The 13,634-nt window shown below is 58.5% G+C and carries 16 protein-coding genes; 8 read left to right on the top strand and 8 right to left on the bottom strand.

Going from position 1 to position 13,634, the window contains the following annotated elements:
• Window positions 1-27 precede the first annotated feature (27 nt).
• A complete protein-coding gene (locus tag CVV65_RS04465) occupies window positions 28-1,155 on the top strand; it encodes an MFS transporter (RefSeq protein WP_331250464.1) in 1,128 nt (375 codons plus the stop codon).
• 19 nt (window positions 1,156-1,174) lie between these two features.
• Here the strand turns inward: CVV65_RS04465 and CVV65_RS04460 are convergent, their stop codons facing one another.
• A complete protein-coding gene (locus CVV65_RS04460; RefSeq protein WP_100667122.1) occupies window positions 1,175-2,005 on the bottom strand; it encodes a dicarboxylate/amino acid:cation symporter in 831 nt (276 codons plus the stop codon).
• Window positions 2,006-2,012: 7 nt separating this feature from the next.
• Here CVV65_RS04460 and CVV65_RS04455 point away from each other — a divergent pair, with 7 nt between their 5' ends.
• Complete coding sequence (locus CVV65_RS04455) at window positions 2,013-2,537, top strand: MurR/RpiR family transcriptional regulator (protein WP_100667121.1); 525 nt, start codon at window positions 2,013-2,015, stop codon at window positions 2,535-2,537.
• Here CVV65_RS04455 and CVV65_RS04450 read toward each other — a convergent pair.
• The 3 genes from CVV65_RS04450 to CVV65_RS04440 form a co-directional block, all read right to left on the bottom strand.
• The gene (locus CVV65_RS04450) at window positions 2,526-3,194 is read right to left on the bottom strand and encodes a response regulator (RefSeq protein WP_170085170.1); all 669 of its coding nucleotides are present in this window, start codon (window positions 3,192-3,194) and stop codon (window positions 2,526-2,528) included. The two genes, CVV65_RS04455 and CVV65_RS04450, sit on opposite strands and share 12 nt — an antisense overlap.
• Window positions 3,191-4,195: a histidine kinase gene (locus CVV65_RS04445; protein WP_198592128.1), complete on the bottom strand. Its 1,005-nt coding sequence runs from the start codon at window positions 4,193-4,195 to the stop codon at window positions 3,191-3,193. The genes CVV65_RS04450 and CVV65_RS04445 overlap by 4 nt, the downstream gene beginning before the upstream one ends.
• Window positions 4,196-4,378: 183 nt before the next feature.
• Complete coding sequence (locus tag CVV65_RS04440; RefSeq protein ID WP_100667118.1) at window positions 4,379-5,512, bottom strand: MBL fold metallo-hydrolase; 1,134 nt, start codon at window positions 5,510-5,512, stop codon at window positions 4,379-4,381.
• 198 nt (window positions 5,513-5,710) lie between these two features.
• On the opposite strand from CVV65_RS04440, the gene CVV65_RS04435 reads away from it, so the two are divergent.
• The 3 genes from CVV65_RS04435 to CVV65_RS04425 all read left to right on the top strand — a co-directional run bounded on the left by CVV65_RS04435 (window position 5,711) and on the right by CVV65_RS04425 (window position 7,781).
• The gene (locus CVV65_RS04435; protein ID WP_013074663.1) at window positions 5,711-5,953 is read left to right on the top strand and encodes a sulfurtransferase TusA family protein; all 243 of its coding nucleotides are present in this window, start codon (window positions 5,711-5,713) and stop codon (window positions 5,951-5,953) included.
• Window positions 5,954-6,021: 68 nt separating this feature from the next.
• Window positions 6,022-7,161, top strand: coding sequence for an NAD(P)/FAD-dependent oxidoreductase (locus CVV65_RS04430; protein WP_100667117.1), 1,140 nt, complete (start codon window positions 6,022-6,024; stop codon window positions 7,159-7,161).
• Between the two features lie 20 nt (window positions 7,162-7,181).
• Complete coding sequence (locus tag CVV65_RS04425; RefSeq protein WP_100667116.1) at window positions 7,182-7,781, top strand: DUF1641 domain-containing protein; 600 nt, start codon at window positions 7,182-7,184, stop codon at window positions 7,779-7,781.
• A 103-nt stretch (window positions 7,782-7,884) separates the two neighbouring features.
• Here the strand turns inward: CVV65_RS04425 and CVV65_RS04420 are convergent, their stop codons facing one another.
• Window positions 7,885-8,640 (bottom strand): glucose 1-dehydrogenase, encoded by a 756-nt coding sequence (locus CVV65_RS04420; protein ID WP_100667115.1) that lies wholly within the window; start codon window positions 8,638-8,640, stop codon window positions 7,885-7,887.
• Between the two features lie 145 nt (window positions 8,641-8,785).
• Between CVV65_RS04420 and CVV65_RS04415 the strand changes: the two genes are divergently transcribed.
• Complete coding sequence (locus CVV65_RS04415) at window positions 8,786-9,139, top strand: Hsp20/alpha crystallin family protein (protein WP_100667114.1); 354 nt, start codon at window positions 8,786-8,788, stop codon at window positions 9,137-9,139.
• 155 nt (window positions 9,140-9,294) lie between these two features.
• On the top strand, window positions 9,295-10,128 hold the full coding sequence (locus CVV65_RS17260) for a methyl-accepting chemotaxis protein (RefSeq protein ID WP_100667113.1): 834 nt from the start codon (window positions 9,295-9,297) through the stop codon (window positions 10,126-10,128).
• Between the two features lie 68 nt (window positions 10,129-10,196).
• Here CVV65_RS17260 and CVV65_RS17255 read toward each other — a convergent pair whose 3' ends face one another.
• From CVV65_RS17255 to CVV65_RS04395, 3 genes are read right to left on the bottom strand one after another with little or no spacing between them, the layout of a single operon-like run.
• Window positions 10,197-11,345, bottom strand: coding sequence for an NmrA family NAD(P)-binding protein (locus CVV65_RS17255; protein WP_198592127.1), 1,149 nt, complete (start codon window positions 11,343-11,345; stop codon window positions 10,197-10,199).
• Window positions 11,308-11,790: a type II toxin-antitoxin system RatA family toxin gene (locus CVV65_RS04400; protein ID WP_157935375.1), complete on the bottom strand. Its 483-nt coding sequence runs from the start codon at window positions 11,788-11,790 to the stop codon at window positions 11,308-11,310. Before CVV65_RS04400 ends, CVV65_RS17255 begins: the two co-directional genes overlap by 38 nt.
• A complete protein-coding gene (locus CVV65_RS04395) occupies window positions 11,744-13,144 on the bottom strand; it encodes an aspartate aminotransferase family protein (protein WP_100669176.1) in 1,401 nt (466 codons plus the stop codon). Before CVV65_RS04395 ends, CVV65_RS04400 begins: the two co-directional genes overlap by 47 nt.
• Window positions 13,145-13,299: 155 nt before the next feature.
• On the opposite strand from CVV65_RS04395, the gene CVV65_RS04390 reads away from it, so the two are divergent.
• Complete coding sequence (locus CVV65_RS04390) at window positions 13,300-13,542, top strand: hypothetical protein (RefSeq protein ID WP_133121217.1); 243 nt, start codon at window positions 13,300-13,302, stop codon at window positions 13,540-13,542.
• Window positions 13,543-13,634: the final 92 nt, after the last annotated feature.

Here is a 13,634-nt window from a genome sequence, read left to right as displayed (position 1 = left end):
TTTATGTGAGCAGTTGCGAGCCCCCTACTGGCCGCTCTAGATCCACAGGGCACTGGCAACGCTCTGGAAGCAGCCCGAGGAACTGCGACAGGGGCGGCAGCCACGGTCACCATTTATGCCGGGTTGCTCTTTTCCATGCTGTTCATGGAGCGAGTGGCCCGCCGGATCGGATTTCGGATGACGGTGTGCGCCGGCCTCGGGGCCGCCGCACTGTCTGCCCTCTTGTTTCCGACGTTCCAAGAGGCTTCAGTTTGGTTGGTTCTGCGGTTTGTTTTGGGGACGGCGCTTGGAGCTGTCCATTACGGCACCCAAACTTGGTTAGGACTTTTGGCGGATCCCGCCCGCAGGGGGAGGCAGATGGCACTGTACGGGTTCTCCACGGGAGTTGGGTTCGCCGTGGGGCCCCTCGGGGTCAACACCCTCCTGTGGGGAGAACCCGTCCCTTTTTTGTTCGCCGCTGGCGTACTGTTGGCAGCTGGAGTACCCATCCTCCGCATCCAAGATGTGCGTCCGGATCCACTCCCCCATGAACCGTCCTTGATGAGCGGGCGTACCCGATTGTGTGGGGTGCCGGGCCTGTATCGCTCAGCCCTTCCCGCCTTGGCCTTGCCCTTTGCGTTCGGATTTATGGAATCGGCTTTTAACGCGGGTCTCCCGTTGTATGCAGCCTCCCGGGGATGGAGCTTATCCGGGGTCTCTTTGGCGCTGTCGTTGTTCGTGATCGGTAGCTTGATCTTTCAAATGCCTCTCGGGTGGTGGAGCGACCGGTTCGGCCGCGGAAAGACTCTCATCGTTTGCAGCGCCGTTGGCGCCGCCCTGCTGATCACCACCGCCTACGCGTCTTCAACAGCGGGTTTCTCCCTGGGGTTCGGTCTGGCCGGAGCCGCCGCCGGCTCGCTGTTCAGCCTGAGCCTGGCATACCTTCAGGATCTAGTCGACGGGCGGGAGCTCCCACGGGCCAATCGGTTGGCCGTTATCCATTTTGGCGCCGGTATGGTCGCCGGGCCCATGGGCGGAACCTTCGTCATGAGTATATTCGGCCCAGACGCACTCTTTTGGATCGTCGCTGGGCTATTTTTACTCTACACAGGCGGGACAACCTTATGGTCCCGTCGACATCGAAACAAGAAACCTGCTCGACAGCACCAGAGTTAATCCCTCTCCAAAGCCACCCTTACACGGGCTCTGCTTCTTCCCGGGTGCTCGACTGCACCGTGACTTCCGGATCCTTCTGCCCAAACACGCCTTCCCAACGAGCCACCACCGTCGAGGAAAAAACATGGCCCATGACATTCACCGCCGTCCGCGCCATGTCGATCACCCGATCGACCCCTAGGATCAGCGCCACCCCTTCTGCGGGCAAACCCACCGCCGTCGCCGTAGCCAACAAAATCACCATGGACGACGAGGGAACCGCGGCCACCCCTTTACTGGTCACGATGAAGAACAAGATCATCATCACCTGATGCCAAAACGTCATATGAATTCCGAACAACTGAGCGATAACAGGTGCAGCGATCGTGAGATATAGAGTCGTCCCATCAGAATTGAGCGGCAATCCCGCCGGGATGACAAAAGAAGTAATGGACTTGGGCGCACCAAATCGCTCCAGTCGATCCATCAACTGCGGCACCACGGTTTCTGTGCTGCCGGTCGACGCCCCGATGATCATGAGATCCCAAACCATTTTGTAGACTTCAATGATACGGATTCGCAAAAACCACGCAACGATCGGAAAAATCACAAACACCACAATGGCCAGCGCCACATAGGCCGTTCCGATCAGCCGCAACAGGGGGATCACCAACTGTACCCCGTAAGTTCCGATGGTAGCCGCCATCAGGGCAAACACGCCGATGGGCGCCACGGTCATCACCAGGTTGACCAAGCGGAACGAAGCTTGAGATACGATTTCCATAAGACTGACAAACGGACGGCCCCGTTCCCCCAAGCCCACCAGGGCAATCCCAAACATCACACAGAAGAAGATAAGTGCCCAGAACATCGCTCTAATGATCGAAAGGTTGGACGTAGAAACCTTTTTTCGGGCCAGGGAACGGCTGATCTCCGCCTCGCGGATTGGAATCGTCTGCGCTCGGAGCACCGTTTCCCTTGGGCAATTCTTGCAATTTTACCTTCATCTTTTGGGAAAAGACGTGGTGTTATTTACTGGAGACCCGCGAATGATCGACCTTTTACAGCGCTTTGGACCTGGTGATGTGATGGTGGGCATTGGGTTCTCCCGTTACGCCCACTGGACGGTGGAACACCTGCGGTACGCAAAAAAAAGAGGAACGTGGATCATGGCGATAACGGATTATCCTTCGTCTCCCCTCGCGCCTCTGGCCGACGAGTCTTTTTTCACGCCCACAGGCATTCCCTCCCACATGGACTCTTTCGTCGCGCCCCTATCCTTTCTGACGGGATTACTCCGCGCTGTGTCAAATCGCCTATCCAAACAGACAGCGGAAATTCTGCACGAGATGGAGGATCTTTGGGAGCAGTTCGGAATCTACGAACCTCCTTCATCGGTATAGATCGAGCAGCCGATTCCGGCGGCCGTATTCGATCACTTCCCGCACCGTGGAGACGCCCAGCTTGCGCATCATGTTTGCTTTATGGTTTTCCACCGTTTTCACACTGATGTTCAGTTCCTTGGCCACTTCCCGGTTTTGATACCCCCGGGCGAGAAACACCAGCACCTCCCGCTCCCGCTCCGTCAGGATGACGGCGTCCTCGTCGCAGTTCTCCGGCTCGGGGCGCTGTTTCATCTCGTCCACGATCTCTTTCGGCAATTCGCTCTCAAACCAATAATCACCGTTCATCACTTGGCGGATCGCTTGAATCAGATTTTCCCCGGCGGTTTGTTTCAGGAGGAAGCCTTCCACCCCGTTGCGCAACAACCGGCAAAGGTACACGTCTTCGTCATACATCGTTAAAACGATCACTTTGACCTCGGGAAACTGATCTTTGATCTCCTCGGTGGCCGCGATCCCGTCCAAACCCTGGGGCATGGAAAGATCCATCAGAACCACGTGAGGCTTTAACGCCAACACCTTCTGGACTGCCTCCCGGCCGTCCGCCGCCTCGCCCACCACCTCCATGTCCGGCTGGGTGGACAACATGAACGCGATGCCCCGGCGTACAATGGAATGGTCGTCGACAATGAGTACCCGGATCCGCCGCTCACTCACCATCCATCCCCCCTGAGAGGCACTGTACATTGCACCGTCGTTCCTCGCCCCAGTTCGGAGGTCAGACAGAATACCCCGCCCAATACCTGGGCCCGCTCCCGCATATGGCGAATACCGAGGCCTTCCTTGGCGGGCAGCCTCAAACCCTTGCCATTGTCCGTCACCTGCACGAGAAGCCGGTGGTCATCTTCCATCAGTTTCACATCCAGTTTGGTACAATCGGCGTGTTTCACCGCATTCACCGTTGCCTCCTGAATGATTCGATACACATTCAGTTCAAGGTCCGGGGCATACCGCCGATCGTCCGGGATATTGGTGTCAAAATCGCATCGCAAAGTGTGACTCGACCATTGACGGCAGAAGGCCCGGACTGTGGGTACGATCCCCAGCAGATCCAACGTAGCGGGGTGCAGGCTTCGGGACACGGCTTTGACGTCTTCCATGACTTCCTGGAGGGTTTCCGCCACGTTACGGCAGTACTCGGCCAGCTCTGGGTCCGTGAGCCGCATTCGGATGCCGTGAGTCGCCAGGTAGGCGCTAAACAGCTTTTGTGAAACGTTGTCGTGCAGCTCCCGGGCAATGCGTCGCCTCTCTGCTTCCTGGGCTGCAATCGTCTCCCGGAGTAACAGCTGGGAAAGCCTCCACTTGTGATCCTCCTCTTTGGGCAAGACCGTGCGGATCAGAAGAACCAGCCGGCCTTCTTCCCCCGGATCGGACATCGGCGCCAAACTCATCTGAAAAGACCGGTGTTTCCCTCGGTAGACGGCCATTTCCGACTCAAAATATGGGAGGGACTGGTTCTGGGCAAGCAGACATCGCTCCTCCCCGGGCAGCACCGACCGCGCCGTACAATAGGCGCAATACGGAGCCCGCTCTCCAACCCGCCATCCCGTCAACACCTCGGCGGCTGGGTTCATGTAGTGAATCGTGCGATCCCGATCCATGACGATAACGCCTTCTTTCATGCCGTCCACCAATGCGCGAAACGGCTCTTCTGCCATCCTCTGCCCTCCTCTGCCCTTCATCCCCATTGTGCCCAGCATACAAAAAGAGTGCAAGGCAGAAAAACTTTCTGCTCTGCACTCTTTTGAGCTCGGCCCGCCTTGCGGCCGAGGGAATGACAAACTTCCCGCAGGTTTCCTTGTCCCCCGGACCCGGGCCGGCAGGCCCGGGGAAGAAACCGGTCAAGAAGCGGCGGCGTGATGAGCTGCACACCGATTGGGACCCATCTCCAGTTCGTCGGCCCGGGCCGCGTCAACCTGGAAGTCCCCCCGGTTAATGGCGAGGACGTCCAGATAATTCGGCGGTTTCAGGGCACTGTCCGACTCCACCACCGTTTCAATGAAACGCTGGCGGTCGGCCAAGTGCATAATTTCGTTTCGGCTCCGGATATTGCCGAGGGTGTCGGCCACGACCCCTTTGTCGTTCAGTTCGGCAAAGCTCGCGTAATGGGAAGGCAAGACGATCACATCATCGGCAAGCGCCGCCACCTTGCCGAATACCGTATCATAAAGATCTTCCGCCCATTCCCGGGCCTTGCCGCCCAAATCTGGCCGCCCGAGTCCGCCGACAAAGATCGTATCCCCGGACAGGAGATATTTCTGGTTGACAAAGAAGGAGAGGCTTCCCGGGGTGTGCCCCGGCGTTTTCACCACCAAGACCTCCACTTCGATATTTCCGGATTGCAATTTTTCATATTTCTCGAGGGGCTCAAAACGGACCTTCGAGCCTTCGGAAGAGTTCAGGTAATACGTCGCCCCGGTTCGAGCCGCCAGCTCCGGGCCGGTGGAAATGTGATCGGCGTGCATATGGGAATCCAGAATATGCCGGATCGTTACTCCGTATTTCTCTGCCAACTCGGTGTAAAGATTAACATTGCGCAGTGGCTCCACCACCACCGCCTCGCCTTTCGAGAACATGAAATAGGACAGACAGCCTTTGCCAACCCGATTAATCTGCAAAAGTGTCCAATCCGGTTCTTCCACCACCGGCACGACGTGATAGGTATTCCCCCAGGCCGCCATGCCTCCCTGCACGTATACAGCCCGGTATCCCCGGCGGTCGAGGACGTCCGCCACATAGGCGGAGGATCCTTGATGAGCGCAGATCACCACGAGATCCTTGTCCTTTGGAACCTGGGAGACCGCTTTGTCTTCATCTTCCATGAAGTCAAAGTAGGGAACATTGATGGATTGTACATTGCGACCTTCGATTTTCCAGTTTGAATATTCATCAGTATTCCGAACATCCAGGATAAATATCGGTTCTCCCTGTTCGATTCGTCGATACAATTCATCGGTGCTGATGGAGAAAACCATGGGCAACCCTCCCTGGAGAGCTTAGATTGGCTTCAGTGTAGCAGCTCCCGGTCAAAGTTCTCTATCAGGGAATTTCCCTAATTGTGTCTGCCTTTTGTCCTTTCGGTGAAATGAGGGGATTCCCCTATTATCGCTTCTTTTCTTTTTCGATACGATAAAGACACACGCGTTACATTTTTGTGAACGGGAGGCTGAAGGATGGCGCAGCAAGCAGTTGTAATCGATGCCCGAGGGGCGTTTTGTCCCGGACCGTTGATGGAGTTAATCAAGAAATCGAAACACACCACCTCCGGTGAAGTGGTGGAGTTGTGGAGCAATGACAAGGGATCCCTCAAAGACGTACCGCAGTGGGCAGAAAAGATGGGGCACACATTTTTGGGAAGTGAAGAGGTGAACGACCCGACGGGCACTTACTGGCGCATTCGAGTCCAGATGAAGTAGAAAGGCGCCGCCGGGAGTACACGGACTGGAAGTGGCTTGAAATCCATAGGACGCAGGAGGTGCACAGGATGAAAGAGGTTGTTATCGTGGGCGGTGGCACTGCGGGAACGATGCTCGCCAACCGCTTAGCCCGGGATGCGGCCCCGGAGATTGCCGGCGGAGAACTTCGGGTCACGGTCATCAGCAACAAAGAAGATCACCTGTATCAACCGGGCCTGCTGTATATCCCGTTCCGTTTGAAAAAGCCGGAAGAACTCATGCGCAAAGTCAAAGATGTCTTGCATCCCTCGGTGAGGCTGATTTTTGGCGAGGCGGTGCACATCGACGCGGAGCGCAAAGTGGTCACCACCGACGGAGGACAACGCTTTCCCTATGATTACGCCGTCATCGCCACCGGGTCTCATCCTCAGCCCGACCAGATTCCAGGGCTGCTGGAGGCGGGACACATTTTCTATACGGTGGACGGAGCACTGAAGCTTCAACAGGCCATGGACACCTTCCGGGGCGGGAAAGTGGTCATTGCAGTCGGACTGCCGCACAAGTGCCCGGTGGCACCCCTGGAGTTCACGATGATGTTCGAAGACTGGGCCCGGAAAAAAGGAATCCGTGACAAAACGGACATTACCTACTGTTATCCCCTCGCCCGACCCTATGGCACCGAGTCGGTGGCGAACATGGCCCAGCGGGAGTTTGAGTCCCGAGGCGTGCATATCGAGACCTTCTTCCTGATGGAGGAGGTCGACACGAAGAAAAAGGAACTCGTCTCCATCGACGGACGGCGCATCCCCTTCGACTTGTTGGTTGTCATCCCGCCTCATAAAGGGTCGACTTTCTCCCAGAAGAGCGGGTTCTCCGATGAGGAAGGCTGGATGCCCACCGATCGCAATCGTCTGAATCTGGCGGATCAGGCGGACATTTTCGTCATCGGTGACGCCACCAACTTGCCCATTTCGAAAGCAGGGTCTGTGGCCCATTTCGAATCGGAGATTCTGGCCGCCAATCTGGTGGACCGGATCCGGGGCGGACCCGGTGAACGGCTGTACCACGGTAAAGTGTTCTGCTTCATCGAGACCGGCCTGGATAAGGCCACCTATATCGCCTTTGATTATGCCAACCCGCCCAGCCCGGTCACACCGTCGAAACCTGTTCATTGGGCGAAATTGTCGTACAATAATATGCATTGGGTCAACCTGCAGGGGATTATGTGAGGCGGAAGGAGGAAGCACAGGTGGAAGCGCAACTGGATCAGCCAAACCGCTCCCTGGCCGAACTCCAACTGACCGAAGACCGCGTGGCAGCCGTCGAAGGGCTGTTGGCCAAACTAGGCACCCTGGATACGGCGTTAACCCTGGCCCATATGGCGGCGGACGCCATGACCGATGAAACCATCGATCACATGACCGAGAAGTTGGAAAAGGCGTCAGTGTTACTCGACGTCCTATCCGATTCCCGCCTCCCGGGACTGCTGGACAAACTCCTGGCAGCCTCGGAATCCCTGGGAAGACTGCTGGACCGCATCGTGCAGATGGAGAAAAACGGTTCCCTCAACAAGCTGCTCGACTTGGCAGAGACGGCGGGAATTCTCACCGACGCCATGACCGAACCGACCTTGGAGTTGGTCACTCAGAAAATGCTACGAGGGGTAGAAACTCTGGACCGGGTGGAAACGGCCCTGAACCTGGCAATGGCCGAGGACGCCCGGACTCCGGCGGCCCGAATCGGCGCCATGGGCCTTTTGGGGATGCTGAAAGAGCCGGAGATGCAAACGGGAATTCGGGTGCTGCGTTTGTTCCTCAAGCACTGGTTTGGAACCTCATCTAAAGGATAACAGGGGTCATTGAACGGGAGTCAATCGCCTGGCCCGGTCCGGCTTTGTCAGCGGGGGACCGGGCCGATTCACGCCCAAAAAGGGGAATGGGCGGGCGATCTGTTCAATAGGTCGTCCATCCGCCGTCGATCACCACTGTCGCCCCGTTGATATACTTGGAATCGTCGGACACCAGAAAAAGGGCGAGATGGGCCACATCTTCAGGAGATCCGGGCGGCGGGGACGTCGCGAGACCGCGTTGCACATAGGAAAATCCGATCTCGCTGGGGTTGGGCCCCGCTCCGATGGCCGTCTCAATGCCCCCCGGACAAATCGCATTACATCGGATCCCTTGATCGTGATAGTACCAGGCGATACTTTTCGTAAGTCCGATCAGCCCGTGTTTAGAGACGGTATAGGCCGTCCCGGCCCGGCCACCGAACAGCCCACCTACTGAAGCGGTGTTGACGATGACGCCTCCGCCCTGCTTGACCATCATCGGCACCACCAAGCGACAGGTTCGAAAGGGCCCCTCCAGATTAATGCCCATCACCCGATCCCATAGTTCATCGCTCACCTCGCCGACGGGATGAAAGCCATCCATGACCCCGGCGTTGTTACATAGGATATCCAGTCGTCCAAAGCGACCGGTAGCGGTCTCGACCATGCGGTCGATCTCTTCCTGCTTGGATACATCCGCGGTGATCCCGATCACCTGTGCACCCTGATTCTGGATCGATTCCACCACTTCCCGCACCCGGTCCTCCACCACGTCCACCACCGCCACCGCCGCTCCTTCCGCAGCAAAGAGTGCCGCCATCGCCCGGCCCATCCCCGACCCAGCTCCCGTGATCAGCGCGGTTTTCCCCTGCAGTTTCATGGACACCTCTCCTTCGGAAATCCAGTGGTTCGACATGTTCATTATAAACGGCTTCCAGTGGCAAAGACACCAGCCGCCCACACTCCTGCACAGTCTCTGTCGTACCCTGATAGAAAGAAACCTTTCCGGGGAGGAGGTCCGGATCATGTGGCCGCCCATGCGCTGGATGGGCTCCCAGTTCCCATGGACAATTCTAAGCTCGTCTTTTCCGGAAATGCCGGGCTACGAGATGTCCGATCGTGGAAAAACCATCGAACTGATTGTGCAAACTCCCACCTGGTGTGACCCGGATGCAGTCGAAATCCGGGTGGAACCGGAGATGGTGTATCTTCAGGCGCGAACATATAACCAGGTGGAACGGGATCAGCCCCCTCTCTTTCATCGTCGGACCCAGAGTTGGAGCCACCGGATCCACCTTCCCCATCCGGTGATTCCTTCGCTCACACAGCGCCGTTCTGAAGGTCGCACCGTGCATCTGCTCCTGCACAAAGCCCCGTGAAAAGAGCAGATTATCGGGGCCGATGGTCGTTCACCAAATTCTCATCATCTATTCACACATTTTTTTGCAAGGAACAACTCGACCTGGTGATGAAGCTTAGACGGGCGGAATGGATCGGATCCGCCCGACGAAGCTTTCATCGGAGGTAAGTGCCCATGTCTTCTGCGCTTGATGCTGTTTTACGGTCAGCACCGCTGATTCAGCGTCTTTTTCTTGAACCTTGCACCGTGGTGGTCACCGACACGGAACGGATAACCGCTGTCTACGAGCACCCGAGGGTTCCGATGCCGCTCCAGCCCGGCGAAGCCCTCGGCGCCCATCGCAACACCGTCACTTACCAAGCTTTGCAGGCTCGACAACGGGTCGTCGATCGGCGTTCTAAGGAAAAATTCGGCTACTCCTACTACGCCGTGGCCGAGCCGATCCTCGAGGAATCTGGAGAAATGGTGGGGATTATCACCGTCATCGTATTGACGGAGCGGCAGGATATTCTTCAGGGACACGCCCAGGAGCTGTCGGCGTTAGTCGAGCAACTGTCGGCGAACGCCGATTCCCTATCCCGGACCGCCAGCGAGGTGGCCGCAGCCAACACAGATATCAGCAACAACGCCATGGTCGCCCAGGAACGAATCCAAGTCACCTCCTCCGTTCTTGGATTCATCCACGAAGTCGCCGCCCAGTCCAATCTCCTTGGTCTCAATGCCGCCATCGAGGCGGCCCGGGCGGGAGAACAGGGCCGGGGATTCGCCGTGGTCGCCGATGAGATCCGGCGCCTCGCCCAGCGCAGTCAGTCCGCCTCCAAAGATATCGAAGGGAAGCTTTCTGACATCCAACAGGCCGTGGAGCGGATGATCGCGGATATCCAGATGTCCACCCGCCACACCCAAGAGCAGGCGGCGGCGGTGCAGGAGCTGGCCGCCTCCCTTGGGCAGATCGCCCGCTCCGCCGAAACTCTGGCCCGGCTGTCCACCCTCGAAGAGGCTGATTAACGCCCGGGCCCCGCCCTGGGTTCCCCCCGGCGTGCGAATGCCTGAACCTCCAAATCCCGCTCTATGCCCTAGACCCCCACAGGATCAGGCCGATCCCCGGTCAAACGCCCATCCGCGCCCGGTCCCGGGGCAGCCTCGCCCCGACGGAAGTCCGCCTCCCGCCGGATTCTCTCCACCGCCTCCCGGGTCAGGGCACGCTCAAAACTTCGAAAAGCGGCGAGCTCAAACCCGTGCTTTTTGGCAAGTTCAGCAATCTCCCGAACCCGGTCGGCGGTGAGGTTTCTGCCCAAAGAAAAGTGTTCCAGCCGACCCTCCATGGCCAAGACCATGGTTTCCGCCATGCATGCGTACACTGTATCCGCCGGCAAACCCAGGTCCAAAGTCCCCGGGTAGCCGCCCGGCACTTTGACCAAACCTCCGTCGATCACGAGTACATCCGGGCGATGATCGGCCACTTGACGGGAAACGTCCCTGGGACGGGCCACGTCGCAAACCACCGCACCCGGAAGCAGATCCTGGGGCTGAACCACCGCTTCCAACGCGCTGGAACAGGTGATCACCAGCGGCGCCTGGGATAGGATGCGGCGCACATCATGATCCATCTCAATTCTGCCCTCCAAACCCCGTTGGCGAAAATACTCCAGAAACTCGCCCGCCTTGCGATCGTCCCGCACATGGGCGAACACCTTCCGACCCCGGGAGGCAAGGATCTCCACCGACACCCTCCCCACGCCCCCCGTGGCACCCATCACCACCCACCCCGCCCTGTCCGGATCCCAGCCCATCCACCGCGCCCCCACGTCCGCCGCTTTCAACGCTATGGCCACGGTGTAGGAATTCCCGGTCGTCACCGCGATGGGCAGTCTGCGGGCTAAACTGACCCCGGCGTCCCCGGCGACGGCGGTGAACGCCCCCAACCCCAACACTTTGGCGCCCAGTCGGACCGCCTTTTTCCCGGCCGCAAGGAGTTTTCGGTAGACCACGGGCCAAGGCAGCTCCAAAAGTTGCTGGGAGGTCAACGGTGTGCCCACAAGCCACCCCGACGTCTTCACTCCTTGCGCCCCCGTCACCCCATCGATGCGATCGACGAGTAATGGCGGCAGGTGACGCAGTAACCGGTCCAGGGTCGGGTCGGGCAAAGCGGCCAGGGCAGGAAGTTTGCGCGTGATGTCCCGGCGATCAAAGGGGTGAATCAAGAAAGCGAATTGATGTTCCATCTTCTGCGGCCTCCACACGGATTTTCAGATTCCGAAGCAGCCCTGCCATGCTTTGCCGGAGTTTCAGTCCGGCTACGGGGTGAAGCATAATCGCAAGTCCGGGAAGGCCGATCTCGAATTCACATCGAAACTCGGCCGTCGATCCTAAGCCCTCACAAGCCACTTTCCAGTGGCCGGAAAAGCGTTTCAAATCCCCTTCCAATTGTTCAAAAACGATGCGCCCGCCCTCTTTCTCCCTCACCCACACATCCCTCTCCGTCCACCCGAGGGGAGTCCCTCCAATCTTCGCCTCCCATCGACTGATGGTCCAATCTTCACCCCGTTCCAAGACCACCACTTTGGTCAAATCCGGGACAAATTCGGGGTATCGCTCAAAATTCGCCACCCAGTCAAAAACCTCATGCCAAGGCCCTGCGAACGACTCCCTCACCTGAACCACCGGCATTTCCATCCCCCTCCTTCCCCGCGTTTCGAGCCGTCTCTCTTGATTCGCCTCCACTTTCCGAGTCCGGGCCAAGGACCTGCCGATCGGGTTCCCACCCCGTCGCTTCAAGTTCCCCTGGGTCTAGCTGCCCGTACCAATAGCCGAGCACCGCATCCCACGCTTCCAGCACCTGGATCAACAAGCCGCGATCAATCGTCAAAGATGGCTCCACCCGAACCACCCGGTACTCATTCAAGGTAAACGCCGTGAGAACACCCTTCTCCACCAACCCGCTCATGACGAGTCCTCCCCGGGCCTCATCGACAAATTCAACGCCGAGCAAAAGTCCTTCTCCGCGCACCTCGCGGATCCAGCCCGGATACCGTTTGGCCATCTCCTCAAACTCGCCTTTGAGCCATCGTCCCGTTTCTGCCGCCGCCCCGGGCAGATCCTCCCGTTGCAGCCAATCCAGGGTCGCAAGTCCCGCCGCAGCTGCCAGGGGATTCCCCCCAAAGGTGGAAGTATGAATCAAAGGATCTTCCCAGAAAGCACGGGCCGCCTCCGGCCTGGCGATGAAACAGCCAATGGGCATCACCCCACCCCCGAGGGCCTTGGCCAGACACATCACATCGGGGACCACGCCATCCCGTTCCGCCGCAAACGGCATCCCCGTTCTCCCGAGACCCGTCTGCACCTCGTCCAGGATCAACAGTGCCCCGGCGCGGTTGCAGATCTCCCTGGCGGCCGTCAGGTAGCCCCGGGGCGCCGGATGGACCCCGCCCTCCCCTTGAATCGGCTCAAGGATCACCGCGGCCGTCTCCTGGGACACCGCCCTTTTTAGCGCCTCCACATCCCCGAACGGCACCAACGTCACACCGGGAAGCAAAGGATGAAAGGGGGCTCGATACCGCTGCCGGCCGGACACCGAAAGCGCCCCAAAGGTTTTCCCATGAAACCCCCCTTCCGCCGCGACAAACCCCGGACGCCCCGTCACTGCCCGGGCCAATTTTAGAGCCCCTTCCACCGCCTCCGCACCACTGTTACAAAAAAAGCTGTACTGCAAATCCCCGGGAGTCCACCCAGCTAGGGCCTCGGCCAACTCTCCCACCGGACGGCCGGGCATGACTTTCGACGAGAGGGCCATCCGGTCCATCTGCCGGCGCACCGCTTCCAACACCGGGCCCGGACGGTGTCCGAAGGGCAATGATCCATATCCAGACACGCAGTCTATATAACGCCTCCCGTCCTCGTCATACACGAGACTTCCCTCCCCACGGAGCTCCCCGGCGGACAACCCCATTAAATGGTGCAACTTCGCCATGCCGGGATTGATATACGAATCATACAGGTCCTTTACAGCCACGGGGCTCGCCATCCTCTTCACCTCCACGCCTTTAGCTTCCCCGATGCCAAATTCTTCATGCTCCTCGCCCTTGAGATCGGTCCACAGCCCGGCGTCCGGGTATGAATCGGCGAATCCCGGGGAAAGGTGAAAGCGATGGGACCATCATCCGGAAAGGGGGGCCGGCGGTGAGGTTTTGGCCGGGAAAGAAAAGGCAGAGGTTTACGCCCGCAACGGGATGGCGGCACGACATCATGCCTGAAGAGTTTCCGGAAGGCCCTTACGGAATGGCGGATAATCAGGAGTTTACACTAGGAAAATCCACCCCTTGGGAGGAAGGGCAACGCGTGGTTTCCCGATTCCGGGATGAAAACCCGGCTTTTTCCGACCGCAAGAATCCCGACGACAACGAGATGCCAGACCTGACGTGATGCATCGAAGGATCTCACGATAGCAATGCCTGTGGAGCTGGATAAAGAAAAAAGACGCAGAAGGCCGGGCATGGATCCCGGCCCTCTGCGTC

The organism is Kyrpidia spormannii, assembly GCF_002804065.1.
Lineage (GTDB): Bacteria > Bacillota > Bacilli > Kyrpidiales > Kyrpidiaceae > Kyrpidia > Kyrpidia spormannii.
This window is presented reverse-complemented; position numbering and strand designations above follow the sequence as displayed.